Here is a 25,482-nt window from a genome sequence, read left to right as displayed (position 1 = left end):
GCGGGGTGCGCTCGAGGGGCCGGAGACGGCTGCCGGTCAGGGGCCTGTCTTCGCCGTCGCAGCAGCCGTCGCTGTAGCCGTCGGTGTCGCTGTAGCCGTTTCGGTTGCCGAAGCCGGCGCACCTGCTGTCGCATCCATACTGGTACTCGCTTTCGCCCTCGGGCTGCCGGGCCGGGAACGGACCGCCAGCCCGGCGCAGAGTATCACCGCGGCCCCGCCGATGATGGTGGTCCAGCTCAGGTTCTCGCCCAGTATGATCCCGGCCCAGCAAATGCTCAACACCGGCTGGACCAATTGGATCTGGCTGACTTGCGCCATGGGGCCGATGGCCAGGCCGTGGTACCAGGCGAAGAAGCCAAGGAACATGCTCACGATCCCAAGGTAGGCGAAGGCCGCCCACTGCGCGGGGGTGCCGGCGGGTGGTTGCCCGGCGATGGAGAGCGCCGCCAGGCACACCATGAGCGGAGAGGCAAGCACGAGCGCCCAGGACACTGTCTGCCAGGCCCCGAGTTCGCGGGCCAGCTTGCCGCCTTCGGCGTAGCCGATTGCAGCGCACACCACGGCGCCGAAAAGAAGCAGGTCCGCCAGATGCAGCTGCCCGATGCCGCCGGATTGAGCGGAGGCGAACACGATGGCCGCAACCGCGCCGACGCCGGTGATGACCCAGAAGATGACGGGAGGGCGTTCGTGGCCGCGAAGCACTGCCATCGTTGCGGTCGCCGCGGGGAGTAGCGCGATAACGACAGCGCCGTGGCTGGCAGGAACCGAGGTGAGGGCGAAGGACGTCAGCAGCGGGAAGCCCGCAACCACGCCGCCGGCGACCACGGCAACTCGCGCCCACTGGGACCCGCGGGGCGCCCGCTGGCGCGTCAACGCGAGGGCGCACGCGGCGAGAACGGCCGCGACGACGGCCCGCCCCGATCCGATGAACAACGGCGACAGCCCGGCAACGGCCACGCGCGTGAACGGAACCGTGAAGGAAAAGGCGGCGACGCCGAGCAGTCCCCACCACAGTCCGGTGGCCGGCCGGGACGATAACGGTTGGCCAAATATCTCAGTAGCGCTACTGTTGTCTATCATATCCAACGATAGCACCTCGAAAATCACCGAACGCCTCCGGGAGTGGATTGCCGGTGCCGCGCCCGGCGCCAGGCTGCCCTCGACGCGGTCCCTGGTCGCCGAGTACCAGGCCAGCCCCGTCACCGTGCAGAAGGTGCTCCGCACGCTTGCCGCACAGGGCCTGATCGAAAGCCGACCCGGCGTCGGAACCTTTGTGCGGGCCGTCCGGACGGCCCGGCCTGCGGACTACGGCTGGCAGACGGCCGCACTGGGCTCACCACGGGCGCCGCTCCGTCCCGTCTCCGCGGCGATGCGCAGCGCGCCGAACGATGTCATCGCCTTCCACTCCGGCTACCCGGACCGCGAACTCCTGCCCGAGCGTCTGGTGCGGGCGGCCCTGACCCGGGCAGCCCGGGGGGACGCCGCCCTTTCCCGCCCACCCGCCGCGGGCCTGCCCGAACTGCAGTCCTGGTTCGCACACGAACTCCGGGCCTCAACGCCGGCCGGTGTCACGCCGCCGACGCCCAGCGATGTGATCGTGCTCCCCGGCAGCCAGAGCGGGCTCAGTTCCGTGTTCCGGGCGCTGGTCGGCAGGGGACAGCCGCTGCTGGTGGAATCCCCGACGTACTGGGGAGCCATCCTGGCCGCAACGCAGGCCGGCGTCCGGGTGGTTCCCGTGCCGAGCGGCCCCGAGGGCCCCGACCCGGAGGAGTTGGCCCGAGCCTTTGCCGAGACCAGTGCGCGGGTGTTCTATGCGCAGCCGAACTATGCCAATCCCACCGGTGCGCAATGGGCCACGCGCGTAGGGGAGCAGGTGCTGGAGGCAGTGCGCGCCCACGGCGCGTTCCTCGTCGAGGACGATTGGGCACATGATTTCGGCATCACCACCGACGCCGCACCCCTGGCCGCCCGGGACGATTCCGGCCATGTCGTCTACCTGCGCTCGCTGACCAAGAGCGTGTCCCCGGGCATCCGCGTCGCTGCGGTGATCGCCCGCGGCCCCGCGCGCGACCGCATTCTGGCCGACCGGGGTGCCGAATCGATGTACGTCAGCGGCGTGCTCCAGGCGGCCGCCCTCGACGTCGTGACGCACCCGGCGTGGCAGACCCACCTGCGCGGCCTGCGCCACCAGCTCCAGGACCGCCGGGACCTGCTGGTCGGCAGCCTGCGGGAGCATGCCCCGCTGGCCCACGTTGAGCACGTGCCCAGGGGCGGGCTGAACCTGTGGGCCCGCCTGCCCGACGGGACCGATGTCGATCAGCTCGTCCGTGACTGCGAAGCTGCCGGGGTCATCATCGCCGCCGGGACCGAGTGGTTCCCGGCCGAACCGGCCGGACCATTCATCCGGCTCAACTACGCCGGCCCCAATCCGGGCGCCTTCCGGGAAGGCGCGCGCATCCTCGGCCAGGTACTCGAGCGCACAGTCGGCCGGTAGGGCGGAGGCTCCGGGGTCCCGCACTGTCTCGCTGGTGGTCCGGTGTTCTCAGGCCGGCGGGCGTGGCTGGACGTGGAGTGTTTCCAGATAGTTTTCGTCGTACTTTTCTTCCCGGGGTTCATCGCTGGGAAAACCGCCGGGAAGTTTGCCATGGTTCAGGCCCGCCAGAAGGAGATGTTCAATCCCCGGCCCGCTGTTCACGTTCGCTGCCTGATTGGTCCGTGTGGGCCGCCCCGGTATTTTGGCGTTGGCCATTTCGTCGATTCCGGCCGCGCCGGCGGCCACCAAGAGAAACGCGGCAGCGGCCGCCAGCCCGGGAACTAATGTTTTTCTCCATGCCCTCATCCCCTCATCCTGGGCTCCTCACATGGGAACCGGGCGCCTTTTTCCCTTGGTAGAGGCTGTGAAAGCCACCGCGGCGCCCGATCCGCGCTATCCCGCGTCGCGGGGCGCGAACATGATGACGGCGACCCCGAACAGGCACACCGCCGAACCCAGGATGTCCCACCGGTCCGGCCGGAAGCCGTCGAAGATCATGCCCCAGGCCAGGGAACCGGCCACGAACACGCCACCGTACGCCGCGAGGATGCGCCCGAAGTGCGGGTCGGGCTGCAGCGTGGCCACGAAGCCGTAGATGCCCAGCGCCACGACACCCAGACCGGCCCACCACCAGTCCCGGCCTTCGCGGACGGACTGCCACACGAGCCACGCCCCACCGATTTCGGCCGCCGCGGCCAGGATGAACAGCACGATGGTTTTTGCGATAGTCACGCCATCATGATGGCACCCGCCGCCGCGTCATCCGTGCGGGCACGCGCCGATGCTTCCGCCGGACCCGTCACACGGGGTCATCGCTTGCATCGTCGGCCGCCCCTCCCTATAACTTTAAGTTTCAAGTAAAGTTCTGCCGGGAATGCCGCGGACCGCACGTCGTCTGGCCGGTCGGTCCCGCTCCGGCGCAACGCCTGCACCTTCCTGCCGAATGCCTGAGGACCTGAGATGACCCTTGTGTCAGAGACCATCGAACAAGCCGCACCCGCTCCAGCGGCCGCCGTGCGCAGCCGGGTCTCCGTGCCTCTGCGGTTCGCGGACGGGTTCACCGCCGACGCCGAGGTGCTGACCTTCAGCGGACTCACCGATGGAAAGGAACACCTGCTCCTCGCCCTCGGCGACTGGGAGCAGGCCCTGCTGGACGCGGCGCGCGGCGGCTCGGGACCCCTGGTGCGGCTGCACAGCGAATGCCTCACCGGGGATGTGTTCGGGAGCCAGCGGTGTGACTGCGGTCCGCAGTTGCGGGAGGCTGTGGAGCGGATCGCGGCCGCCGGCGGGTTCCTGCTCTACCTCCGCCAGGAAGGCCGCGGCATCGGCCTGTATTCCAAGCTCGATGCCTACGCCCTGCAGGACGGCGGACTGGACACTTACGAGGCCAACCTCGCTCTCGGACACGGCGAGGACGAGCGGGACTACACGGCCGCGGCGCAGATGCTCGGCGCCCTGGGCGCCGGGACGGTCCGCCTGCTCAGCAACAACCCGGACAAGGCAGCCCAGCTGACCGTCCTCGGCGTCGACGTTTCCACGCAGATCGCCACCGGCGTCCACGTGTCCCCGGCCAACCTCCGGTACCTGACCGCCAAACGCGACCACACCTCCCACACGCTCCAGCTCCCGCCCGACGCCGGCCCCGGCCGTGATGAGCCGCGCAGCAGCATCCTCGCCGGGACTGCCGCCCGGCCCGCTGCCGCGGTGCCCGTCGTCGTCCCTACCCATGATGAGATGCTGGCCCGCGCTCAGGGACTCATTCCCGGCCTGCGCGAGCGGGCCGCGGAAACAGAGCAGCTTCGCCGCATACCCGACTCCACCATGGCGGAACTGCGGTCGGCCGAAATCTTCCACATGCTCTCCCCGAAGGCTGCCGGGGGATTCGGCATGGGACTGGAGACCTACGTCGACGTCGTGCGCCGGCTTGCGAGGGGGTGCGCCTCCACGGCATGGAGCGTGGGCCATCTGGTCGAGCATGTCTGGATGCTCGCACGCTGGCCCCGGGAAGCGCAGGACGAAGTCTTTGCGAACGGTCCGGCACCGCTTGCAGCCGCCACCGGCGCGCCGGCCGGGGTGGCGGAGAAGGTGCCGGGAGGCTACTCCATCTCGGGCCGGTGGACCTTCGCCTCCGGGGTGATGCACTCCGAGTGGGCGCTGCTCGCGGCGCAGCACGGCGCGGTGCGCTTGCAGTGCCTGGTGCCCCTGGCCGACGTCGAGGTTCTCGATGTGTGGCACACCGCCGGGCTGAGGGGAACCGGGAGCAACGACATCCTGGCCCGGAATCTGTTCGTCCCGGAGCATCGAGCGCTGGACTGGGAACTCCTGGCAGCCGAGGCCAATCCGGGCAGCGAACTCCATCAGGATCCGCTGATCCACACCCCCATGGGCGCGCTGCTGAATATGGTGGCCCCTGCCGCCGCCTTGGGCTCAGCCGAGTACGCGGTCGAACTCTTCCGCGAGCTGTTGATGGTGCGCAAGGTCAAGCACACCGTGGAGACGCGGCAGGCCGACTCGCCGCTCGCGCAGGTCCGCTATGCGCAGGCTTACGGCCTGGTTGCCACGGCACGGCTGCATTGGCAGGAGGCTGTCCGGGTGGTCTCGTCCTCCCATGCGCGCAGGCCCTCCATAATGACGGACCGGGAGCGCGCTGACTACCGGCTGTCCCTCGCGCTGAGCGGCGAGGCCTCGGCTGAAGCGGTCCGCCTGGTCATGACGGGATCCGGCGGGAGCGTCCACCGGCTGTCGCACCCGCTCCAGCGGATCCAGCGCGACGTCAACGTCCTGCTGAACCACGCGGCGCTCACCAGGGATCCGGTGCTCGAGCAGGCCGGCCGCGGCCTCCTGGGCCTCGGGTTCACCGTGCCCACGTTCTGACCGGAGCCCGCCGGGCGCCGGGCGGGGGACGGGAAGAAGCTTGAAGCTTCAATAAAAACGAGGTACGATGATGCCATGACTCAGATCGCTGACCGCCCTCCGGTTCTCTTCCTCAGCCACGGCGCGCCGCCTCTGGCCGACGACTCCACATGGACCCGCCAACTCAACGACTGGTCCGGCACCTTTGGCAAGCCCAAGGACATCTTGATGGTCTCGGCGCACTGGGAGAATGCGCCGGTGACGCTCAGCGCCACCCGGCGCGATCCCGGCCTGGTCTACGACTTCTGGGGCTTCCCCCAGAAGTACTACGACGTGGCGTATGACGCCCCGCAGGCACCTGAGTTGGCAGCCGAAGTGGAGAAGCTCGTGGCCGCCCACGGCCACCACGTGGAGCGCGATGAAAGCCGCGGCCTGGACCACGGCGCATACGTTCCCCTGAAGGAGATGTACCCCGCAGCAGACGTGCCGGTGGTGCAGATGTCCATGCCGACGCTGGATCCGCAGGGACTGTTCGAACTCGGCATGTCGCTTGGGCCTCTGCGCGACCGGGGCACGCTGATCGTCGGATCCGGTTTCACCACGCACAACCTGCGCTGGTTCAATCCCGCCGGCGGACCGGACACCGCCCCGCCGGCAGCATCCAGCGAATTCGACCACTGGGCCGAGGAAGCCATGGCCCGCGGCGACGTCGACTCCATCCTCGATTTCCTGAACAAGGCGCCGGCCGCCCGCGAAGCGCACCCCCGGAGCGAGCACTGGGCTCCGCTCTATGTTGCCCTCGGGGCCGCATACGGCTCGGGAGACATCCAGGCCAGGACGGCGATCGACGGCTTCTGGTTCGGGCTGTCCAAGCGCTCGTGGACCCTGACATAGGCGTTAGGTACAAGACGGTACAAAACGCGGGCCGGCGCCTGCGCCGCCGCGTGGACAGCCGAACGATGGACGGCGTCGCACAACGTAACACCGGAATGCCCGGCGCCGGGCACCGGTTGCGATCCCCGGTGCCGGTTCGCCGGCACGGCCAAGACTTGACATGAACTTCACCTCAGATTCCAGGAGCGCGACATGACGATTGCAGTAACGGGTGCCACAGGACAGCTGGGCCGATTGGTCCTTGAGGACCTACTCAGCAGCCAAGAGCCGGGTTCCCTCGTGGCGGTGGTCCGCGACGCCGCGAAAGCCGGTGATCTGGCGTCCCGGGGTGTCCAGGTGCGCGTAGCGGACTATTCCGATCCTGCCGCGCTCGAGGCCGCTCTCGCCGGCGTTGAGAAGCTCCTGCTGGTCTCCGGCAGCGAGGTAGGCTCCCGGGTGGCACAGCACGCCAACGTGGTCGGCGCGGCCAAAGCGGCAGGTGTCCGTTTCATCGCCTATACGTCCGTCCTGGCGGCGGACACCACAGAGCTGATCCTGGCGCCCGAGCACAAGGCAACCGAGGAACTCATCCGGGCTTCCGGACTCGACTTCACGCTCCTGCGCAACGGCTGGTACTCCGAAAACTACGCCCAGACCGTGGCCACGGCCCGGCAGACGGGCGCCATCGTCGCCGCTGCCGGTGACGGCAGGGTCGCCAGCGCCGCACGGGCGGACTATGCGGCCGCCGCCGCGGCGGTGCTCACCTCCGCCGGGCACGAGGGCCGCACCTACGAGCTCTCCGGCGACTACGCGTGGGACTTCAAGGAACTGGCGACGGCGATCGCCGGGATCGCCGGACGGGAAGTCGTGTACCAGCCCGTGTCCGCGCCCGAGCTGATCCAGGTCCTGACTGCCGCCGGGCTCGATCAAGGGACCGCAGGATTCCTCGCCGCCCTTGACACGGACACGAAAGCTGGTCTTCTGGCCACCGTCACGGGCGAGCTCTCCGGGCTGATCGGACGGCCCACGACGCCGCTGCTGGAGGCGCTGACGTCCGCCGCCGCAAGCTAGGGGCTGCGGTCACGCCGGGCGCCATTATCGACGGTTTCATCCGTTCCGGGTGACGGCTCCCGGCCGGGCCGGACATAGCGTTGGGTTATCGCCGGCGGAGGACCGCCCGGGACCCAAAGATCCGGCAACGGATTCGGATTTCGGACTTGGACCAAGGCCTTTCCTGGAGTGGAACGGGCGGCCTGTGCCGGCGGACCAGTACCAGGCAACGCCAGCGAATCGAAGTGAGCCATGTTAGTCCGGAACAAGCATGCCGCCGTCACGTCAGAGGCACGTGCGCTCTTCGTCGGCAGCGTGGGCTTCGCAGTCCTCGGCGGCGTCGCGCTTCTGCTCGTCGGGCGGGAACCTGTGGCGTTGTCCGGACGAGGATCGGCCGGTGACATTGCAGCGATCGGCACGGCGGTTCTTGGTGCCGCGGCGGTGGTGGCCGGTTGCCTGCAACGCCCGATGCCGGTGTCACCGCAGTTCCGCGGCGGCCGGACGCGTTCCGCGATCGACGTCGGCGCCCTCGCGCTAGCCCACGCGTGTATGTTCCTGCTCGGCTGGCTGGCGCTCTTTTGGATCTTCCAGCAAGCGTTCATCGGCGCGGTCCTCTACCCGGTGGCGGCCGCAGTCCTGGTCGGGGGTGCGGGGGCCATCAGCGCCTACGTCGCGTACCTCTCCGCGCTCGGCATGTCCGCCTATCGGCTCGCCGCACTCCTCGCCGGTTTCCTCGTCACTGGTGTCCTCACGAGCATGCTCACGGCAGCGGACCCCTTCTGGTGGCAGAAGCACCTCAGCGCCCTCGGCATGAGCTCGGACGTCTCCGGGGCGACGTTCAACTTCACCTTGATCGTCGGCGGCGTCGTGGTCACCACCCTGGCGGGATATTCGACGGCGACGCTCGCTGCGAGCGCCAACACCCCGGCCGCGCTTCACCGGGTAAGGCTGCTCGAAGGCGGCATCGTCCTGATCGGCGTGTTCCTCGCCGGCGTGGGAGTGTTCCCGGTCGATGAGCGCTTCGGGATCCACACCCTGGTTGCCTCCGGCATGGTGGTGGTGTTCGCGACGCTCATTGTCCGCATCCGGGCCCTCATCCCCTCCATCTCGCCCGCCTTCGCAGCGCTCGGGTGGGTGTTCCTGGCAGCCATCGTTGTCGCCGCGCTGCTGTGGTTCCCGGTCGGCTACTACAACCTGACCGCGGTGGAGCTCATCGCCGGATTGTTGATCTTCTCGTGGCTCATCGTCCTGATCCGCAACCTTGCCGCCGTTGACGCCGACCGGCTCGGCGCGGACCTGTTCGAGGCTGACCGGCCGTCCGGGCCGCAGATACAACGCACCGGATCAGGCCATCCTGTTTCAAACGCAACGGACGGGACAGCGGCCGAACCGTGAGTGCTGCCGGCCGGCGCTGCGGCCGGCCTTTGTTTACGCGGCAACCGCCAGAAGATGCCACCGCAATCCCATCCGTTGGCCACACGGGGGGAGAGCCTCCCCCGAAGGCCGGTGGTCAGGGGGATTAGACTCCGTTCATGCGCCTGGCGATGGTTGGAGCCGTGTTGCTTGTGGCCGGTGCCGTGGCGGTTGCCGCCGGGGCGCTGCCTTTGGCCGACGTGGCCGCACTCATCGACCGGGTGGCTCCAATCCTGCTTTTCGTTGTCGCCATGACCATCGTGACGGAGCTGGCCAGCGACGCCGGCGTCTTCTTCTGGACCGCCCGCAGGCTCCGGCACTGGGGCCGCGGACGCAGCATTACCCAGTGGCTGTTCCTGGCCGTATTCGCGGCGCTGAGCACCATCTTCCTGTCCCTGGACACAACAGCGGTGCTTCTGACCCCGGTGGTGGTCAGCGTGACCCGGCAGGCAGGCCTGCCGGCGCTGCCTTTCGCGCTGACGACTGTGTGGCTGGCCAACACGGCCAGCCTGCTGTTGCCCATCTCAAATCTGACAAACCTTTTAGCCCAGCACAGCCTGGGCGGGACCAGCCCCGCCGCCTTCGCGGCCCTGATGTGGGCCCCATCCGCTGCCGCCATCGTCGTGCCGCTGGTGTTCGTCGGCATCGTCTTCCGCCGCGACCTACGCAAGCGCTATTCACGGATACCGGTCGGGGGGATCAGGCCGGATCAGCCCGCCGGAGGAGGATCCGGGGCCGCAGCGACCGACCGGGTTCTGCTCGGCGCCAGCGCACTCGTGCTGGCACTGCTCCTGCCAGCGCTCGTGTCCGGGGTCCCGGTCTGGATCCCGGCGCTGGCTGCCGCCGTCGTGCTGGCAGTCGTGTTCGCGCTGCGGCGGCCGCGGGTGCTCAAGGTTCCTCTGGTTCCGTGGTCTCTGCTCCTGTTCGCCTCCGGCCTCTTCCTTGTGATGGAAACCATCCGGCATCTGGGCGCTCCGGCGTTGCTGAGTCAACTGGCCGGGCAAGGCCAGGGGACAACGGACTTGCTTCGGCTGGCCGCGACGGGAGCGGTCGGTTCCAATCTGCTGAACAATTCGCCTGCCTATCTGCTGGCAGAGCCACTGGCGGAGACGCCGCAGCGCATGGCGGCGTTGCTGATCGGAGTCAATGCCGGCCCGCTCATCACCCCGTGGGCGTCGCTGGCCACCCTGATCTGGCACGAGCGGCTGGTGCGGATGAATGTCCTCATCACGTGGAAGGGCTACGCGATCTTCGGTCTGATCGTCGGACCCCTGACAGTACTGGCCGCAGTGTTGGCACTGGCCGCAGCCCAGCCGTGAACCGGACGGTGCCTGGTCCAGGCAGCGGCCAGGTACCGGATCCGCACTTACCGGATCCGAGCAAACCGGCAAGAATGAAGTGCGGCCGCCACGGTATCCCGGGCCTGCGCCAACGACAACGGAGGTGCCTCCATGCTCAGCCTGCAGGACATCGACAATATCGTCCTCAACGGAGGCATCGTGGTGGACGCGGAGGGGGAGAAAATCGGCTCCGTGGAACAGATCTTCACCAGCGGCGATTCCGGTGATCCGGCGTTTGTCACCGTGCGGACCGGTTTGTTCGGCATGTCCGAGTCCTTCGCCCCGCTCTCCGGGGCCAGCATCGAGGAATCCGTGATCAGGGTTGCCTTCGCCAAGGACACGATCAAGAACGGCCCGCGCATCGACAGCGACCGCGGTGTGATCACGGAGACGCAGGAACAGGAGCTCTACCGCTACTACGGGCTGGTGGCCGACACCGCTGGCGAGGCATCCGCCGTCGGGACAAGCCCGAGCGGTTCCCCGCCGTCAACCGGGGAGACCGCGCCGGCACACTCGACGGCCGACTCCGCGGCGGTCGAAGCAGTGCCCGACGCCGCCAGGGCGAGGATCGAGGGGCAGCTTCCCCCGCAGCCTTTGCCGCAGGGCGGGCCGCCACCGCCTCATGGTGGGCCGCCACCGCCTCATGCTGGGCCGCCACCGCCTCATCTGCAGAAGCATGTGCCCCCGCACCCCCTGCCGCATCCCGGTCCACCGCCGCCGCAGGAACAGGCTCCGGTTCAGTAAGCACGGTTGTGCGGACCGGCCCCGCTATGGGGTAACGATGTTGAACGCCGGGTCTCCGGAGTCCAGTACCCCCAACAGTGCCGGCAGGACGGCGCGGCTGCCACTCAGACTGATGCCCTCCGAAGTGGTGTCCCCGCCGAGCAGGGCCAGCAGGCTGTTCTTCGTGAGCCGGATCTCGACGTCGGCAGATTCACCGTCCAGCCGGTCGCTGATCAGTACGCCGTTGCGGAGGGTGACATGGTAGGCGGCGTCGAGGTCCGTGAACGTGACGTTGAGCGAGAGGTCCAGGTCCCAGGCATTGGGCCCGTTCACCGAGATGGCGAGGGAGCCGAAGAGCTGCTCGGGGGTGAGCTGGGCAACGATCGCCGGTGCCGCCGTCGCGGTGGGTGTCCCGAAGTTGGCGTCCCGAAGCTCCGTGGCGCCGGAGAGGAAGAAGTTCCGCCACGTTCCGTTCTCGGCGCCAAAGCCAAGCTGTTCCAGCGTGTCCGCATACAGTTCCCCGCGCCGCGGCGTGGCCGGCGTCGACGAAAATCGCGTGGTCGAGCAACGTGGCCGCCCAACGGAAGTCACCGGACTCAAAGGCAGTCCTCGCGGTGCTCACGACGTGCTCGAGTCCGCCCATCGCGTCCACGTAGCGGGCGGCGAGCTCCGCGGGAGGGTGCGGCCAGAGCCTCGCCGGGTTTCCGTTGAACCACCCCATGTAGCGCTGGTAGATGGCTTTCACATTGTGGCTCACCGAACCGTAGTAGCCCCGGGCATGCCACGCGTTCGCAAGGGCCGGCGGCAATTCGATGATCTCGGCGATCTCGGCCCCGGTGTATCCCTGGTTGATGTACCGGAGCGTCTGATCGTGGAGGTAGGCATAAAGGTCCCGCTGGGCTGAGAGGTAGGCGACAATCCGGTCCGTCCCCCACGTCGGCCAGTGATGTGAGGCGAAGACGACGTCGGTCCGGATGCCAAACATCCTGATCGCCTGCGTCAGGTACGTGGACCAAACGTGGGGGTCGCGGACCAGCGCCCCGCGGATGGTGAGCAGGTTATGCAGCGTGTGGGTCGCATTTTCGGCCATGCACAGGGCACGATGCCGGGGGAAGTAGAAATGCATTTCCGCCGGGGCCTCGGTCCCGGGGGCCATCTGGAATTCGATCTCGACACCGTCCACAGTGTGGCGCTCGCCGGTCTCGCGGATCTCAAGCGTTGGCCCTATCAGCCCGATTTCGCCCATCGAGGTCGTTTGGCCAAGGCCGGCACCGACCTGGCCCTGCGGGCCGCACTCGAGTGCGGCACCCTACATGTAGCCGGCCCGGCGTCCCATGGCCGGGCCGGCGTAAACGTTCTCCGAGACAGCGTGCTCCACAAAGCCCTCCGGGGCGATCACGGCGATGCGCCCGGCGTCGGCATCTTCCTGGGTGGCAACGCCGAAGAAGCCGCCGAAGTGGTCGACGTGGCTGTGTGAGTAGATGACGGCGACAACAGCCCTCTCACCCCGGTTCGACCGGTAGAGCTTGAGCGCTGCTGCTGCCGTCTCGGTTGAGATGAGTGGATCGATCACAATGACCCCGGTGTCACCTTCCACAAAGGTGATATTTGAAAGGTCGAGGCCGCGGACCTGGTAGATTCCCGCCACCACCTCAAACAGACCCTGCTTGGCAACCAGCCCCGACTGCCGCCAGAGGCTCGGATTCACGGTGGCGGGGGCCGCCCCGCTAAGGAACGAGTATTTGTCGTTGTCCCACACCACCCTCCCGTCAGCAGCGTCGACCACTGCGGGACTCAGGGCCGCGATGAAACCACGTGCCGAGTCCTCGTTATCGGACGCATCCGCGAACGGCAGGGATTCGGAAAGCTTCTGGTGAGCGGCCACGATGGCCCGCTCGGCTGGTTTGTGGGTCAAAGGATTTCGCCATCCCCTCCGAAGGACCATGGGCGTTCATCGTGGCATACCGTCGAAGCGCCGGCCATCACCCGTTTCGGGTGACCCCGTGAACGTGACCCGTGCCTGTGCCTGTGCCTGTGCCAGTGCCCGCACCCGTGCGGGGGGCGCGTGGACGTGACCTGCCGGTGTGCGGTAGGGCTAAGCGGAGGCCAGCGTCTTCGTCAGGATTGTGCCGCCCACCCCGACCAGGACCGCGCCCGAACCCGCGACGATGATCCGTTTGGTCCGGGGCCGGGCCAGGAATGCGGTCACTTTCTGCAGCCCGCTGAGTAGAAGTGCGTACCAGGCCAGGGCGATCAGCAGGAAAATGCCCGCCATCACGGTGTGCTGGGCGAGGGACGGCAGCGGGGCGAAATTGAATTGCGGGAACAGCGACAAATAGAAGACAGCGACTTTTGGATTGAGCAGGTTGCTCACCATGCCCTGTACGAACGGCGAACTCCCGCCGAACCGGCGGCCGGCCCGCGGTGCCGCCGGCGGGCCGGGCCGGCCGGGTTTGCTCATAGTGCTGGCGAATGCCTCCGCGAGCGCCCGGGCTCCCAGGTAGAGCAGGTACGTGGCCCCGGCGATCTTGATCCCGGTCCCAAGAATCTCTGAGGCTCCCAGGAGCGCCGTGATACCGAGCACTGCCAGCAAGGCAAGAATTGTGTTGCCAACCATGATTCCGCCGGCGGCCGCCGTTGCCGAGCGAGGGCCGCGGGCCGCATTCCGGAGGACCAGCGCAAAGTCGGGACCGGGCACCAGTACGACGACGAGGCAGGTCAAGACAAAGGCCGTTATCTGTTCGACCATCGTGGATTGCCTCCCGGCGTCGGCTTGTTCAGAAGTCGGATTGTTTAGAAGTCGGATAGTTCAGTGCTCGGATAGTTCAGTGGGGCGGGAAGATCTGTCCGGCAACAAAGCCCGGGCAGTCTTACACCTTAGGCCATCCCCGTGTGACTGACGTGCTTCCCCGACGAGTCCGGACTGCGAAGCCGACACCTCACCCCCAAGGCATGATTCCGTCACGCAGGCGAAAAGCTAGGTTGGCATAGACATCCCACCACGATGGCCGCTGGCAGGACACGTTCCGGCAGGACCACGACGACGGGTGCGCCAGCACCGTCATCGTTAAAGGAGGCAACATGTCCGGTTGTGAAACGACCCCGGACGCGGCGCGCCGGGGGTGTGGCCCGCGATGAGTTCTCCCAACGACGCCGTGGCCCAGCCGGTGCAGTTCAACCAGCGGCTCGCCTTGCTGCTGGCGATGGCCATGTTCGTGCTGGTCGTCGACACGTCGATCATGAACGTCTCGATCTCCGCAGTGGTCAAGGACATCAACAGCACGGTCAGCGACCTGCAGGCGGCCATCGCCCTCGAAGCGCTGGTGTCCGCGGCCTTCATCCTGATCGGCGGCAAAGTGGGCGACCTCATCGGACGCAAACGAGCCTACGTCTTGGGTCTGTGCGGTTACGCGGTTGGCGCGGTGGCGATGACGCTGGCCCAGAGCATCACCGCGATCATCATTTTCTGGGCGTTGGTCGGCGGCCTTGGCGCTTCGCTCCTGCTCCCCGCCATGCAGTCGCTCATCCACGGCAACTTCGACGGCGAGGCCCGGAAGCGGGTCTACGCTCTCGTGGGCGCCTCGGCGGCGATCGCTGCCGCCGTCGGACCACTGCTCGGCGGTTTTATCACGACATTTCTCTCCTGGCGAGTCGCCTTCCTGTTGGAAGCGGTGATCATTGCTGTCGTCTTGTCCGGAATTAGGCTCGTCAAAGATGTGCCGTATACGGGACCCCGGGAGGTCGACGTCGTTGGATCGCTCCTTTCCGTCGTCGGTATGGGTGGCGTTGTCCTTGGCATCCTGGTCTGGCAGGAGGGCGGCGAAGCTGTTGGCGCGCTCCTGATCGTCGGTGCGGCCGGACTGGCCGGGCTGTTCTATTGGCTCCTGCGGCGCGAACGGCGCAACAAACCGATGCTGCTGGACCCGGGACTCTTCCGGTCGAAAGCCTTCCGGCTCGGCGCCACGCAGCAAATGCTCCAGCAGATCGCCCTCGGCGGCACCATGATCGTGTTGCCGATCTACCTGCAGATGGTGCTCGAATACAACGCGATGCAGGCCGGTTTGTCCATTGCGCCGCTCTCGCTCAGCATGTTCGGCATAGCAATACTCGCCGGAAAGAAGGCAGGGACGCGGCGCCCGGCAGGCATTATCCGGTGGGGCTTCATTCTCCTCCTGGCAGGGCTGCTCGCAATCCTGCCAGTCGTGCCACGTGCGGACTCCGGCTGGTGGCTCCTGATCCCCCTCATCATTGCCGGTTGCGGACTCGGCCTGCTGGTGTCGCAGCTGAATAATTACACCCTGTCTCCAATCTCGGACGAACGCGTCAGCGAGGCCGCGGGCGTGAATTCAGCGGCCGGATCGTTTGGGCTGTCGTTCGGACTCGCGTTTGCCGGCGCCATCATGCTGGCATCGCTCGCGTCCGTCTTCACGGGCCTGGCGACCTCGAGCACGGTACTCCCGCCCGCGGAGCAGCAACAGGTTGCACAGGCGCTGGAAGAGGACGCTCAGGTCCTCAGCAACACCCAGCTCGCGGGGCTCCTCGTCGGCCAGCCGGCCGAGATCCAGGCCGAAATCATCCGCATCAACACGGAGGCGAGGCCCATCGCCTTGCAGATCGGGCTGCTCATTCCGATCTTCGCCAGTGTCGCGGGCTTCGTCATTTCCTTCCGCATGATGCGGCTTCCCGATCCCAAGCCCTCCGGCACCGGCGAAGGCGCGATCCTGGATTGAGGGTCCCGGCGGCAGCAGAGTTCAGAGCAGTGTGAGGCTGTAGCCGACGATGAGCAGCCCAATAACCAGCGTTGCGATCGCTGCAATCCTGCGGCCGTTGCGCTGCAGCCAATCGTAGAGGGCGGTGAGAGGTACTTGCGCACGCTCCGGGGACTGCAGCCATACCACGACTGGAACGACGACGGCTGACTGGGTCACAACGGCGTAGGCGAGGACGAGCACGCTTCCCTGCAGGGTAGGCAGCTCGCGCACGCCGATCAGGGCGCCGGCCGCGACGGCCAGCAGGAGTGCCTTGGGCCGCAGGTTCATGCCCAGGCCCAGGACGACGAATTCCCAGGCCCGGGCGGAGTGGAACCTCGACTTCATTTTGCCCAGCATGGCGTTGTCCCGATTGCTCTTGCTCGCGAAGAGATATACGGAGTAGCCCAGCAGAATGGCACCGATCACAAAGCCAACCTGGGCCAGCCATTCGTCCTGATTCAGGCGGGGCCTGCCGGGCCATAGTTGTAGCCCGACAGCTGAAAGTCCCACTACCACGACTGATCCTGAGAGGCTGCCGATCAGGAACGGCAGGGCTCCGCGGCGGGGATTTGGGGATAACAGAATCATGATCGTGACGCTTATGGGCACTGTGCTCATCGCTCCCGCGATGGCGAAGAGCACCAGACTGGTGAGGGTGCTCAACATGAGGCTGTCACCTGCCCCGGGGGACACCCTGACGGCACGTCATGCCTTCGGTGCGTTGCCGGCGTCGGTGTCCGGACGGCCTGGACGCGGTCGTCCGCGGCGGGCGCGGATCGCGTCGTCTTCTTGCTTAAGGAGCAGTTCCACGTCTTTCTTGTCGCCCGTCAATGGCCGCCACCATGAGATGGACGGGTCCGAATCGAGCAGGATGGCGCGGGCAAAGAGGGTCAGTGGGACAGCGAGGATGGCGCCGACAGGACCCAGGACCACGGCCCAGAAAAGGACTGAGACAAAGGTCAGGGTCTCGCTGAGCGACACTGCGTTGCCCACGTACTTGGGCTGGACAATGGACTGGATAACGCTGTTGATCCCGCCGTAGATGATGATGATGGCCCAAACGGTCGGCCAGCCACCGGTGAGGAATCCAAAGAACAGTGGCGGGACGATCGCGATGAAGTAGCCAATGTTGGGGATGAAGCTGCAGATGAAAGACAGCAAGCCCCAGAGCAGGGCTCCGGGGACCTGCAGGATGACCAGGACCAGCCAGTTGAACAGGCCCTGGGCGATCCCGAGGACCGTGGTGGCGACCATATAGCGGCGCACGCCGGTTCCGAAACCGATAAAGGAGGAGACCACTGCCGGTCGATGGTAGGTCAAATGGGTCAGGATCGCGGGTACGCGCGAGCCGTCGACCGCCATGAGAATGAGCATCGTCAGGATGATCACGAGGCTGCCCATCAGGCTTGCTATGTTCCCCAGCAGGCCGCCGAGGAACCCGATGATGCGGCCCGGAGTGAACCCGTTCATCACTTCTTGGGCTTGTTCCGGTCCGAAACCTACAGATTCCAGCGTCGCGGCGATGGAAGCGCCCAGCTGGGACACCTGGGGAGCGTATTGCGGCAGCAGCGCCGAGAACTGGGCGAGGGAGGCAATGAGGATTGTGGCGAAAGCGATCAGCAACCCGAAGACGGCGGCAATCGTGGTTCCCGTGGCTATGCCCCGGGAAATTCCCCGAGCCTGCATCCAGCGGCGAATGGGATGAACACACAAAGTGAGCACGAACGCAAAAAATACCGGGGTGACGATTCCCCTCATCGCGCCAAGGCCGAACGCCACCACGGTCGCGCCAGCCAGGAAGAGCAATATCGTGACGGTGCGGGGGAGGGCTGGACGTGGACTGGATTCCGATGGTTCCGGCTCCATGGAGCCCTCCTTGGTTCAGCCTGGGCCTAGTGTAGGCGAGGGGGCGTGATGAGTAGTGAGTTCATTGTGGCTTGCTCCCCGTCAGATAGGGATCCTCCAACTCCGTCAGGCGACGACTTTGCTCTTGATCCGCTCGAACTCCGCTGCGCTGATGGTTCCCGCGTCCATGAGTGCCTTGGCTTTGGCGATCTCCTCACTCGGGCTCGCGGCGGCAGCTTGACGGATATAGGCGTCAGTTTCCGCTTGGCTCTTGCGGGCCTGTGCCATTGACCGCTCCGTCATTCCCTTGCCGCGCGCAACCATGTACACCAGCAGGGCCAGGAAAGGTACAAACGCCAGGAAGAGGATCCAGACGGCCTTCCACCAGCCACTCAATTCGTGGTCACGGAAGAGGTCGCCGATCACCATAAACAGCGCCCACAGGAAAGCAAAGATGGCATAGACGCAGAACAACCACCAGAAGATACTCCAAAAGTTCTCGAAGAAGTTCATTTGGCTTCCCTGCTTTCAATTGGTGCGGCGTTGTCGGGAACGCGGCCGTGGGTGGGGGATATAGACGTGAGCGCAGATAGCACTGCCGGCCGGGCCTAGCATTTGACCTCATTCGTGAGGTCGCTGACGGCGGCCTGCACGTTGGCAGCTTCATCCCGGAGCGAGTTCACGGCCTGATTCAGGGTGGCGCTGTCCGGAACGGCCTTCACTGCGGAGGTAAATTTGTCTTCAGCAGCTTTTACGGCATCCACCCGGTCTTTGGCGACGTCCCCGGCGGCCGTGACCAGATCGTCGAAGGTTTTCACGACCTCGTCCCGCGCCGACCGGATTTGGTCCAGCGTGGCGCCTCGCTTGAGCGTGTCCTTGAAATTCGTCAGGGCTGTGGAGTAGGCCGTGGAGGCAGCGCACACCGGTGAAACGGTTGGCGTCGGGCTAGAGCTGGGGCTGGTGGTGCTGCAGCCGGCGAGCAAGCCGAGGGCTGCCGCGAGGGCGATGATTCGCGCGGCGACTGATTGTGGTCTCGACATTGGAGGCCCCTCTCTCCGTAGGTTCCACTCTCCATAGGCTCGCGCCTGGCAGCGCAAGCACTGGCAGGTATCACCAGTGTTGGCTCCGGGCCACTCGGGCGCCTCACCCGCCGGGGGTGATCCTGGGGCCGCCTGCGCCGTCGGAACTTCCCCACCTACGGAGGTCCCGGCTGGCGTGTTGCAAAGAGCCCTCCGCTTGTGGCGGCAGAGCCTGCGACGCTGAATCACCCCAGGGTGATGATGTGCCGGCCGTGGTCCCGTGATGGACTGCTGTCCACACCAGAGGGAGGATGCCATGTGCCGTTGGCTAGCGTATTCGGGGTCACCAGTGAGGCTTGAGGAGCTTTTGTACAAACCCGCCAACTCGCTCGTGATGCAGAGCAAACACGCACGCATGGGCGTTGAAACCACCAACGGGGACGGCTTCGGCGTCGGCTGGTACGGCTCGGAACCGTATCCCGGATTGTTCCACAGCACAGAGCCGGCCTGGCACGACCGCAATCTCCGCGAACTGTCCGCCCAGGCATCAGCAGGCCGCGTCTTCGCGCACATCCGCGCCTCCACCGGCTCGGCAGTCCAGCAGACGAACTGCCACCCATTCCGCCACGGCCGCTGGCTGTGGATGCACAACGGGCTTCTCACCAACTTCCCGGCCGTGAAGCGAGACCTCGCCATGGCCGTCGAGCCCCCGCTCTTTCCGCAGATCGAAGGAGCCACGGACTCCGAGCTGTTCTTCTTCCTGGCGCTCACCTTCGGCCTCGAGAAGGACCCGCCTTCGGCCGTCGCTGCCGCGGTGGGGCTCATTGAAGACGTCGGCCGGCGCCACGGCATAGAGCACCCGATTCAGATGACGGTGGCAACCACCGACGGCGACACCACGTGGGCGTTCCGCTACTCGAGCGAAGGCCGGTCCCGGTCGCTGTTCCACAGCACCGACGTCTCGATGCTCCGCTCCCAGTACCCGGACAACCCCATGCTCCACGCCCTCTCCGACGACACGCGCTTGGTGGTCTCCGAGCCCTTGGGGGACCTGGTCGGAGCGTGGCGGGAAGTCCCGGAGTCAACGTGCGTCGTGGTCTACGGCGGCGGGGAAGACCTGCTCCCGTTCTCGCCCGCCGCCGTCTGAGTCGGCTCCCTGCCTCCGCCCGGATCAGCAAGCGGTTGGCCCGGCAGACCGGGCACCTTGTGACCGAAATCTACTCACGCGCACCTTCTGGCCGCGCACCCTCCCCAGACGTCAGTCCTCGGGGGAGTCAGTCTTCCTGGGGATGGGTAGGGTGGGATTCAACTTTTCCGGGGGACCGCCCGCAGTCACCGTTTCACCGGCGGGTCCGGGTCCGGGTGCGGGCTCGGCACCGGAGCTAATGGGTCCGGCGCCTGATTCGCTGACGGGCTTGGGGGCGGGCGCGGCTCCGGCACCGAAGCTGATGGAGCCGGCACCCGTTCCGACAACGGCTTCGGCGGCCGGAGCAACTGCGGGGCGGCACAGCAGCTCAACCAGGAGAACGGCCAGGACGGCAAATACCGCGGTCCAGATGGCGACAGCCGCCGTCGGGTCCTGCCAGAAGATCAGCACCAGCACCGCTATTCCGATGATGACCGAGTCCAGGATCCGCCGGTAATGAGCCAGCCAGAGCTGCCAAGGCCTGACCTGACCGGCTCCGACTTTCCCGTTGATGTAGTCTCCCGCGGTTGCCAGACCGTGCCGGACAAACTCCGCGGGCCGCGAGTGGCCGGTCAGGAAGGCTGCCAATGCAATCAGGAGCCCCACGGCGAAGACCAAACGAACACTGGTCCGCAGAGGCACCAGGAGTGTCTCAACCAGGCTTTGAGCCGCCGCCGGGGAGACGGTGTCCGGCGGGATTGAGTTCAGCAGGATGGTCCGCCCGATAACAAGTCCCAGCGCCAGCAATGCCATGGCCACTGCAACGGCCAAACCGACGCCGCTGGTAGTGCTGCGCCTCCGGCCGCGCGGGGCCACCGCTATTGCACCTACGGCGCTGATGACCGTCAGCCACGCCAGTATGGGGGCCGTCTGATCCAGCGTCCTGATCGCCGTGGTGGCCCGGACCAGTTCAGGCGACTGGAACAGTGCGATCTGCGCGTCAACCTCCGGTATCCGCTCGGCGATGCCGACCCCCTGCTGGACCAGGAGTGTCTTGACGCGGGCAATGATCTCCTTGGTGGAAATCGTCACCGTCCCGCTCTGGTCAATGCTGACGGTGCCGCCTGTGTTCCCCGTGGCCAGGTTCACCAGACTCTGATGCGCCACCCGGTTCACCTGGATCCAAAGATCCTGAAACTGCGGAGTGGCCACGAACTTGGAGACGGCGGTATGGATGAGGTTCTTGGTCTGCTCCGCAATCACCGGGGCCAGCCCGGTGACCACCGCAGCCACACGCGGCGCCGTCTTGCTGAGTTCGTTCAGGGCGTCCCGGGTGATGGCCTCGATGTCCACCGCGTCGGTGATCTGTTGGGTCACCTTGTCGGCGATCTCTGCCTGGATCGCGGGGTCCGAGGCTAACGGTGCCACGGTGGCCACATAGTGATCGGTGTCAAGGACTTCGCTGCGCAGGTAGAGAGCCGGCACCGCGCCGATGGCGAACACGGCAGTCAGGACCACCAGTACTATAGCCACGATCCGTCGGGCCAGCCCAGGATGCGTTCGGGAAGGCCTGGGGGGAGCAGCCCTGGCGTCGTCCCGCTCGCGCTGCAACCGGGCGACCTCCGCCCGGAGCCGCAGTATTTCTTCCTGTTCCGGGCTGCTGGGGCTCGGGGACTGATCGTGGAGGGACATGACGGGCTCCGCCTCTGTATCAACTCGTCGCGCCGGCCCGTTGTCACAGCCGGCCACGGTTGGGCACTCGTGACAATTTTGATTGTCCACTCCGCGCGCTGGCCCAACCCCACCCACACGGGGTGATCTGTCACTGCGCACGAAGGTTGGCCGCCTTTGGTTGCCGGGCTGTCGGTACATCGTCATGGTGACCGGCGAACCGGAACCAGGCGTAGCCACAACGCGACGGCGCCGGCTGCATCAGATCCCGCGCGTTTGTCCCGCAGAATGTCAGCCCAACGACCCGGCATCATCCCTTCCGGGTGATGACGCCGGCGAAACTAAGTCAGCGGCCCAGGCGCCGGCCGGCCGCGAAGAAGGCGACTTTCGCGATTAATAGCAGAGCGCCCAGATCAGCAATCATTTGCACCGACACCACCGCCCGCGCCAGTTCAGTCTTCGGAGTAATGTCGCCGAACCCGACGGTGGCAAACGTGGAAGTGGTGAAGTACAGGGCGTCAGTTCTGTTGAGGGGTTCGCTAAAGGACAAAGGGTCAGTTGTCGACATGGACGTGTAAAGCAAGGCGAAGAGGCACAAGAACATCAGAACGGATTCGACCACTGCCACGGCCGCCCGGACCTGGGGGATATGCGCCGTGAGGATCATCCGCAATTGGAGGATCAGCGTCGCCAAAAAGACCACCACGATGGCAGCCAGCCGAATCCACGCGGCCGCGGGATTATCGTCGTTGAAGCCGCTGATAGGAAAAACGAAGTAGAGCGCGAGGACCACTACCGTAAATGCGACCAGACGCGCTACCGCGAAAATAATGACCTTCCTCCGACTGGCCTTATCGAGGTCGTGGAGGAAAACCGGGTCCGTCTGGCCGCCGTGCTTCGACGCCATGACTGATGATACCCCCGCCCGCACAATACGTGCCGGGCCGCATTTGGGCGGTGTTGATCGGTCTAAAGCCGCGCCCCGGGGAAACCCACAAGGGGTCTTTGCGCCCTGTTGGGGCCCATTTGGGCGCGCCTAGCATGTGAAACGTGGGAGACATGCAAAATGCGGGATGGGTGCCTGGCCCGCAGTTCAAGATCCGGCCGCCTCTGCGCGGTCTCGGAGCGTTGGAGCGTCCACGTCTGGAAAACGCGTTGTCCGCGGCCGCCGATTCTCACCGCCTGACTCTCGTCGCAGCCCCAGCCGGCTATGGCAAGTCGACGTTCCTGGGCGACTGGGTCCGCAAATGCGGTCTGCCGTGCGCCTGGCTGTCGCTCGACCGGTTCGATACCCAGCCCGCACGCCTGTTTCACGGCGTCGTCGGAGCGATTCAATCGGCGGCCGGCAAGATGCCGTTGCCTGGCAACGATGCCCTGCTGGCTCTTGACCTGGGCCAGGCCCATGACCGGACCGCCTCCTACGATCTTCTCCTCGGAGCTCTCGAGCACCTCACTGAGCCGATCGTCCTGGTGATCGACGACGTCCACTTGGCCGGCCCGGGGCTGGCGAACGGAATTGTCGGGGTTCTTGCCGCGTCGGCACCGCCCTCATTGCGGCTGGTCCTCTCAGGGCGGGGCCATACCGCCATCCAGCTGGAAAGGTTCCGTTATGGAGAGGGCCTCGGTGAGCTGCGCGCCGCCGAACTCGCCTTCACACGGGAGGAAGTTGCCCAGTTTGCGTGTTCCCTCGGACAAGATGCGCCGTTTGACGCCGGATCGCTCTGGAAAGCGACTGCCGGCTGGCCGGTCGCCGTCCACGCCAGCCTTGTCTCTTTGGCGCAGTCCCGCAATGTGGCGCTCAGCCCGCCGGCCGCCACGCCCACGCACATACCCCTCGCCGATTATGTCGCGGAAGAGATCCTCGACCAGCTTGAAGCGCCCCTGGCTGAATTCATCCTGAGGGCCACCACGTGCGACTGGTTGGACCGACGCCTCGCCGTCGAACTCTACGGCCGTCCCCATGGCGGCGTTCTGCTTGAAGAATGCCTCCGCAACGGTCTCTTCATCGAGGAGCATGATTACCCCGGCGGCGAATCGGCGTACCGCTGGCACGCCCTCTTCGCGGCGCAGTGCCGCCGACTACTGGAGCGGCGGGACCCCCTCCTTGCCGAGCGCCTGCACCGCGTGGCGGCGCGGCACTACCAGGATGCCGACGTCGTCGAGTGCGTGGCCCAGGCGCTGCAAGGGCGAGCACCCCGGCAGGCGGTCATGTCGCTCGGCGCGCATTGGCTCGACTTCGTGCTGGGAAATGACGCCCAAACCCTCGAACGGCTATGCCGTGACCTCCCGACTCCGTGGAGCGAGGATCCCGAAATCCTGATGATCAGATCGGTCTGCCGTGCCCTATCCGGCGACGCCACCGCCGCCTCTGAGCTCGCCGAACGGGCACTGTCCAGGACCTACGTCCTGGATGCAATTCGCCGACGGCGGCTGGACAGTTGCCGTGCCCTTTTCGAGCCGTTGCCCGACGGCGGACGACCGGATTTGCGCGCCACGCTGGCGGATGGTGGCCGGCCGGCCAAAGACATTTCGGACGGTGGACGTTCGGCCGCCGGCCCGACGGGACTCTTCTTACTGGCCCAGGCCGAGTTCCGGCTGCACCGCAGCGGCGAATTCGCTATCGCATTGCTCCAATCGGCCGGAGGCGCCGGCAGCGCGGAGCAGCTCGACGCGATAGAAATCGGGGCCCAGACGGACCTCGCGTTGGCGTTCGCAGCAGCCGGCGACCTGATGAGCGCCGAGAAACTAGCGACGACGGCACTAGGGCGGGCAGACGCTCTGGGCTGGAGTTCGCACGAACGGATAGCGCCGGCGTGGCTGGCACGCGGCATCGCGTGCTATTGGAATGATGAGCTGAAAGCTGCGCGGACTTGTCTTGTGAAAGCCCAGCGACTGGGCAGCGAGCTCCACCCGTCCGGACGGCTCGGTGCCATCTATCGGGTTCTGGTTGAGTGTGCCACCGGCGATCTGACGCGACTTGCCGACTCCAGCGCGGCGCTGGAGTCCTTTCACAGCCGTGGACTATACGCCGTGTCGTGGAACGCCCTGTACTCCGTCGCCGTGGCGAAGGTTGCCGAATCCAAGGGCGACCTCGCCGGTGCATTGGAAATGGTTCAACCCCTGGGCGCCGGAGGGCACGGGGCATTGGCTGACACGTTGCTGGCGGAATTGCTGCGTCGCGGAACGGAATTCACCGCAGCCCAAAACTGTGCAGAGTCATTGTCGAATCGCCGTGGGAACGCATACATCGACACGCGCCTGAGCTTGACCGAGGCGCTCCTGGCCCACAGGACGGGTGATACCGCGGCCGCACACGAGCGGCTTGAACATGCAGTCCGCCGGGCAGAGCCCGAATCAGTCCTGCGGCCCTTCGCTGAGCGGCGGGAGGAACTCGCCGATCTGCTCGTGCAACACGCTGTCTGGGGTACGGCCCATGAGTCCTTCATTGCAGCGCTGATGGCACGCGACGCACAGGGCGAGACGCGCCTTCGGACACAGTCGTACTGGAACCTGACCGAGCGCGAACGCGAAGTTCTTGCCTATATGCGTTCCATCATGACCGCCGCTGAAATTGCCGAGGCGCTGTACATTTCGGTCAACACGGTCAAGACCCACGAACGGTCCATCTACCGCAAACTCGGGGCCGGAAGCCGGCGTGATGCGTTGAAGACGGCCGCCAAGCGCGGCATCGTCTGAATCCCAGGGCCGGCGGTCCGGTCGTCAGGAATTTCACCCGGGCTGGATGAGGCTGCGGGTTGGGTGAGGGTTTGACACTTGTTGTAGCTGTCAGAAAATGTCGGGCCGAAGCTGGAGCGCAGTTCGCGTATCGGGCTGACGTCACTGAATAGTCCGCCGTCACTGGAAGCCATCCATAGGGAAGGTAGGGAAGCCGCATGAGTTTCTGGGAACACTTTTGGGACATTTTCTGGTGGTTCTTCACTGCTTTGGTCTTTTTTGCCTACCTGTTCGCGCTATTTGCGGTGATCGGCGATATTTTCCGGGACCAGAAGTTGAGCGGCTGGTGGAAAGCGGTCTGGATTTTCTTTTTGATCTTCTTCCCGTTCCTGTCCCTGCTGGTGTATTTGGCGGCGCGCGGTGAGGGGATGGCCCTGCGGTCCTTGGAACGGGCCCGCAAAGACCAGGCGGAGGCCAATGAGTACATCCGGCAGGCGGCTGCGGCGAGTCCGTCCGACGAAATCGCCAAGGCGAAAGTTCTCCTTGATGCCGGAACCATCACTGCCGCCGAATTCGAGCAGATCAAGAGGAAAGTAGTTCTCTGACGAGA

The 25,482-nt window shown here is 66.1% G+C and carries 24 protein-coding genes and 1 pseudogene; 12 read left to right on the top strand and 13 right to left on the bottom strand.

The features are described 5' to 3' along the window. Positions 1-36: 36 nt before the first annotated feature. Positions 37-1,080 (bottom strand): DMT family transporter, encoded by a 1,044-nt coding sequence (locus BLR03_RS00580; protein WP_091248125.1) that lies wholly within the window; start codon positions 1,078-1,080, stop codon positions 37-39. Here BLR03_RS00580 and BLR03_RS00575 point away from each other — a divergent pair. Then, complete coding sequence (locus tag BLR03_RS00575) at positions 1,079-2,494, top strand: aminotransferase-like domain-containing protein (RefSeq protein ID WP_091248781.1); 1,416 nt, start codon at positions 1,079-1,081, stop codon at positions 2,492-2,494. The two genes, BLR03_RS00580 and BLR03_RS00575, sit on opposite strands and share 2 nt — an antisense overlap. Positions 2,495-2,542: 48 nt before the next feature. Here BLR03_RS00575 and BLR03_RS00570 read toward each other — a convergent pair whose 3' ends face one another. Continuing rightward, a complete protein-coding gene (locus BLR03_RS00570) occupies positions 2,543-2,749 on the bottom strand; it encodes a hypothetical protein (protein WP_139184449.1) in 207 nt (68 codons plus the stop codon). Between the two features lie 177 nt (positions 2,750-2,926). Next, a complete protein-coding gene (locus BLR03_RS00565; RefSeq protein ID WP_091248119.1) occupies positions 2,927-3,265 on the bottom strand; it encodes a YnfA family protein in 339 nt (112 codons plus the stop codon). Between the two features lie 228 nt (positions 3,266-3,493). Here BLR03_RS00565 and ribA point away from each other — a divergent pair, with 228 nt between their 5' ends. From ribA to BLR03_RS00535, 6 genes are all read left to right on the top strand, one after another. Next, entirely contained in the window at positions 3,494-5,407 is a 1,914-nt protein-coding gene (ribA, locus tag BLR03_RS25155) for a GTP cyclohydrolase II RibA (RefSeq protein ID WP_091248115.1), read from the top strand. 75 nt (positions 5,408-5,482) lie between these two features. Beyond that, positions 5,483-6,280: a dioxygenase family protein gene (locus BLR03_RS00555; RefSeq protein WP_091248112.1), complete on the top strand. Its 798-nt coding sequence runs from the start codon at positions 5,483-5,485 to the stop codon at positions 6,278-6,280. Positions 6,281-6,472: 192 nt separating this feature from the next. Next, positions 6,473-7,330 carry an SDR family oxidoreductase gene (locus BLR03_RS00550; protein WP_091248110.1) on the top strand — a complete coding sequence of 286 codons (858 nt, stop codon included), beginning with the start codon at positions 6,473-6,475 and terminating at the stop codon, positions 7,328-7,330. A gap of 231 nt (positions 7,331-7,561) precedes the next feature. Beyond that, on the top strand, positions 7,562-8,704 hold the full coding sequence (locus BLR03_RS00545) for a DUF998 domain-containing protein (RefSeq protein ID WP_091248108.1): 1,143 nt from the start codon (positions 7,562-7,564) through the stop codon (positions 8,702-8,704). A 137-nt stretch (positions 8,705-8,841) separates the two neighbouring features. Further along, positions 8,842-10,041: an SLC13 family permease gene (locus BLR03_RS00540; RefSeq protein WP_091248106.1), complete on the top strand. Its 1,200-nt coding sequence runs from the start codon at positions 8,842-8,844 to the stop codon at positions 10,039-10,041. A 132-nt stretch (positions 10,042-10,173) separates the two neighbouring features. Beyond that, on the top strand, positions 10,174-10,806 hold the full coding sequence (locus tag BLR03_RS00535; RefSeq protein ID WP_091248103.1) for a PRC-barrel domain-containing protein: 633 nt from the start codon (positions 10,174-10,176) through the stop codon (positions 10,804-10,806). Between the two features lie 24 nt (positions 10,807-10,830). Here the strand turns inward: BLR03_RS00535 and BLR03_RS24810 are convergent, their stop codons facing one another. Both BLR03_RS24810 and BLR03_RS24805 read right to left on the bottom strand, forming a co-directional pair. Next, complete coding sequence (locus BLR03_RS24810; protein ID WP_254788084.1) at positions 10,831-11,376, bottom strand: alkyl sulfatase C-terminal domain-containing protein; 546 nt, start codon at positions 11,374-11,376, stop codon at positions 10,831-10,833. Next, positions 11,366-11,593: pseudogene (locus BLR03_RS24805) on the bottom strand (alkyl sulfatase dimerization domain-containing protein); the annotation flags it as partial. The gene BLR03_RS24810 and the pseudogene BLR03_RS24805, both read right to left, overlap by 11 nt. On the opposite strand from BLR03_RS24805, the gene BLR03_RS25150 reads away from it, so the two are divergent. Then, entirely contained in the window at positions 11,564-11,689 is a 126-nt protein-coding gene (locus tag BLR03_RS25150) for a hypothetical protein (RefSeq protein ID WP_302846562.1), read from the top strand. The pseudogene BLR03_RS24805 and the gene BLR03_RS25150 overlap by 30 nt on opposite strands. Before the next feature lie 405 nt (positions 11,690-12,094). On the opposite strand, the gene BLR03_RS25260 is transcribed toward BLR03_RS25150, so the two are convergent. Next, a complete protein-coding gene (locus tag BLR03_RS25260; protein WP_368086926.1) occupies positions 12,095-12,700 on the bottom strand; it encodes an MBL fold metallo-hydrolase in 606 nt (201 codons plus the stop codon). A gap of 180 nt (positions 12,701-12,880) precedes the next feature. Next, complete coding sequence (locus BLR03_RS00525) at positions 12,881-13,534, bottom strand: LysE family translocator (RefSeq protein ID WP_091248101.1); 654 nt, start codon at positions 13,532-13,534, stop codon at positions 12,881-12,883. Positions 13,535-13,919: 385 nt separating this feature from the next. Between BLR03_RS00525 and BLR03_RS00520 the strand changes: the two genes are divergently transcribed. Then, positions 13,920-15,515, top strand: a complete 1,596-nt coding sequence (locus BLR03_RS00520) for an MFS transporter (protein WP_091248098.1) — start codon at positions 13,920-13,922, stop codon at positions 15,513-15,515. Between the two features lie 21 nt (positions 15,516-15,536). Here the strand turns inward: BLR03_RS00520 and BLR03_RS00515 are convergent, their stop codons facing one another. The 4 genes from BLR03_RS00515 to BLR03_RS00500 all read right to left on the bottom strand — a co-directional run bounded on the left by BLR03_RS00515 (position 15,537) and on the right by BLR03_RS00500 (position 18,421). Then, positions 15,537-16,202, bottom strand: a complete 666-nt coding sequence (locus BLR03_RS00515; protein WP_091248095.1) for a GAP family protein — start codon at positions 16,200-16,202, stop codon at positions 15,537-15,539. 39 nt (positions 16,203-16,241) lie between these two features. Then, positions 16,242-17,402, bottom strand: a complete 1,161-nt coding sequence (locus BLR03_RS00510) for an AI-2E family transporter (RefSeq protein WP_091248093.1) — start codon at positions 17,400-17,402, stop codon at positions 16,242-16,244. A gap of 105 nt (positions 17,403-17,507) precedes the next feature. Continuing rightward, a complete protein-coding gene (locus tag BLR03_RS00505; RefSeq protein ID WP_091248091.1) occupies positions 17,508-17,894 on the bottom strand; it encodes an SHOCT domain-containing protein in 387 nt (128 codons plus the stop codon). Between the two features lie 95 nt (positions 17,895-17,989). After that, positions 17,990-18,421: a hypothetical protein gene (locus BLR03_RS00500; RefSeq protein ID WP_175460354.1), complete on the bottom strand. Its 432-nt coding sequence runs from the start codon at positions 18,419-18,421 to the stop codon at positions 17,990-17,992. A gap of 295 nt (positions 18,422-18,716) precedes the next feature. Between BLR03_RS00500 and BLR03_RS00495 the strand changes: the two genes are divergently transcribed. Next, positions 18,717-19,547, top strand: coding sequence for a class II glutamine amidotransferase (locus BLR03_RS00495; RefSeq protein WP_091248089.1), 831 nt, complete (start codon positions 18,717-18,719; stop codon positions 19,545-19,547). Positions 19,548-19,658: 111 nt separating this feature from the next. Here BLR03_RS00495 and BLR03_RS00490 read toward each other — a convergent pair whose 3' ends face one another. Both BLR03_RS00490 and BLR03_RS00485 read right to left on the bottom strand, forming a co-directional pair. Next, on the bottom strand, positions 19,659-21,218 hold the full coding sequence (locus BLR03_RS00490) for a hypothetical protein (protein ID WP_175460353.1): 1,560 nt from the start codon (positions 21,216-21,218) through the stop codon (positions 19,659-19,661). A 325-nt stretch (positions 21,219-21,543) separates the two neighbouring features. Next, a complete protein-coding gene (locus tag BLR03_RS00485) occupies positions 21,544-22,104 on the bottom strand; it encodes a potassium channel family protein (RefSeq protein ID WP_091248087.1) in 561 nt (186 codons plus the stop codon). Positions 22,105-22,256: 152 nt separating this feature from the next. On the opposite strand from BLR03_RS00485, the gene BLR03_RS00480 reads away from it, so the two are divergent. Both BLR03_RS00480 and BLR03_RS00475 read left to right on the top strand, forming a co-directional pair. Beyond that, the gene (locus tag BLR03_RS00480) at positions 22,257-24,893 is read left to right on the top strand and encodes a helix-turn-helix transcriptional regulator (RefSeq protein ID WP_091248085.1); all 2,637 of its coding nucleotides are present in this window, start codon (positions 22,257-22,259) and stop codon (positions 24,891-24,893) included. A gap of 197 nt (positions 24,894-25,090) precedes the next feature. Next, complete coding sequence (locus BLR03_RS00475) at positions 25,091-25,477, top strand: SHOCT domain-containing protein (RefSeq protein ID WP_091248082.1); 387 nt, start codon at positions 25,091-25,093, stop codon at positions 25,475-25,477. Positions 25,478-25,482 lie beyond the last annotated feature (5 nt).

This window comes from Arthrobacter sp. ok909, assembly GCF_900104405.1.
In the GTDB taxonomy this organism is placed as follows: domain Bacteria; phylum Actinomycetota; class Actinomycetes; order Actinomycetales; family Micrococcaceae; genus Arthrobacter; species Arthrobacter humicola.
Note: the sequence above shows the minus strand (reverse complement) of the source record. Positions and strands in the feature narration are given on the sequence as shown.

What these genes read in the sequence shown, in the direction of transcription:
- BLR03_RS00580 (WP_091248125.1), bottom strand. Translation starts at nt 1,080, where the DNA reads ATGATAGACAACAGTAGCGCTACTGAGATATTTGGCCAACCGTTATCG.
- BLR03_RS00570 (WP_139184449.1), bottom strand. Translation starts at nt 2,749, where the DNA reads ATGGCCAACGCCAAAATACCGGGGCGGCCCACACGGACCAATCAGGCA.
- ribA (WP_091248115.1), top strand. Translation starts at nt 3,494, where the DNA reads ATGACCCTTGTGTCAGAGACCATCGAACAAGCCGCACCCGCTCCAGCG.
- BLR03_RS00555 (WP_091248112.1), top strand. Translation starts at nt 5,483, where the DNA reads ATGACTCAGATCGCTGACCGCCCTCCGGTTCTCTTCCTCAGCCACGGC.
- BLR03_RS00550 (WP_091248110.1), top strand. Translation starts at nt 6,473, where the DNA reads ATGACGATTGCAGTAACGGGTGCCACAGGACAGCTGGGCCGATTGGTC.
- BLR03_RS00545 (WP_091248108.1), top strand. Translation starts at nt 7,562, where the DNA reads ATGTTAGTCCGGAACAAGCATGCCGCCGTCACGTCAGAGGCACGTGCG.
- BLR03_RS00540 (WP_091248106.1), top strand. Translation starts at nt 8,842, where the DNA reads ATGCGCCTGGCGATGGTTGGAGCCGTGTTGCTTGTGGCCGGTGCCGTG.
- BLR03_RS00535 (WP_091248103.1), top strand. Translation starts at nt 10,174, where the DNA reads ATGCTCAGCCTGCAGGACATCGACAATATCGTCCTCAACGGAGGCATC.
- BLR03_RS25150 (WP_302846562.1), top strand. Translation starts at nt 11,564, where the DNA reads ATGCCACGCGTTCGCAAGGGCCGGCGGCAATTCGATGATCTCGGCGAT.
- BLR03_RS00525 (WP_091248101.1), bottom strand. Translation starts at nt 13,534, where the DNA reads ATGGTCGAACAGATAACGGCCTTTGTCTTGACCTGCCTCGTCGTCGTA.
- BLR03_RS00520 (WP_091248098.1), top strand. Translation starts at nt 13,920, where the DNA reads ATGAGTTCTCCCAACGACGCCGTGGCCCAGCCGGTGCAGTTCAACCAG.
- BLR03_RS00515 (WP_091248095.1), bottom strand. Translation starts at nt 16,202, where the DNA reads ATGTTGAGCACCCTCACCAGTCTGGTGCTCTTCGCCATCGCGGGAGCG.
- BLR03_RS00510 (WP_091248093.1), bottom strand. Translation starts at nt 17,402, where the DNA reads ATGGAGCCGGAACCATCGGAATCCAGTCCACGTCCAGCCCTCCCCCGC.
- BLR03_RS00505 (WP_091248091.1), bottom strand. Translation starts at nt 17,894, where the DNA reads ATGAACTTCTTCGAGAACTTTTGGAGTATCTTCTGGTGGTTGTTCTGC.
- BLR03_RS00500 (WP_175460354.1), bottom strand. Translation starts at nt 18,421, where the DNA reads ATGTCGAGACCACAATCAGTCGCCGCGCGAATCATCGCCCTCGCGGCA.
- BLR03_RS00495 (WP_091248089.1), top strand. Translation starts at nt 18,717, where the DNA reads ATGTGCCGTTGGCTAGCGTATTCGGGGTCACCAGTGAGGCTTGAGGAG.
- BLR03_RS00490 (WP_175460353.1), bottom strand. Translation starts at nt 21,218, where the DNA reads ATGTCCCTCCACGATCAGTCCCCGAGCCCCAGCAGCCCGGAACAGGAA.
- BLR03_RS00485 (WP_091248087.1), bottom strand. Translation starts at nt 22,104, where the DNA reads ATGGCGTCGAAGCACGGCGGCCAGACGGACCCGGTTTTCCTCCACGAC.
- BLR03_RS00480 (WP_091248085.1), top strand. Translation starts at nt 22,257, where the DNA reads ATGCAAAATGCGGGATGGGTGCCTGGCCCGCAGTTCAAGATCCGGCCG.
- BLR03_RS00475 (WP_091248082.1), top strand. Translation starts at nt 25,091, where the DNA reads ATGAGTTTCTGGGAACACTTTTGGGACATTTTCTGGTGGTTCTTCACT.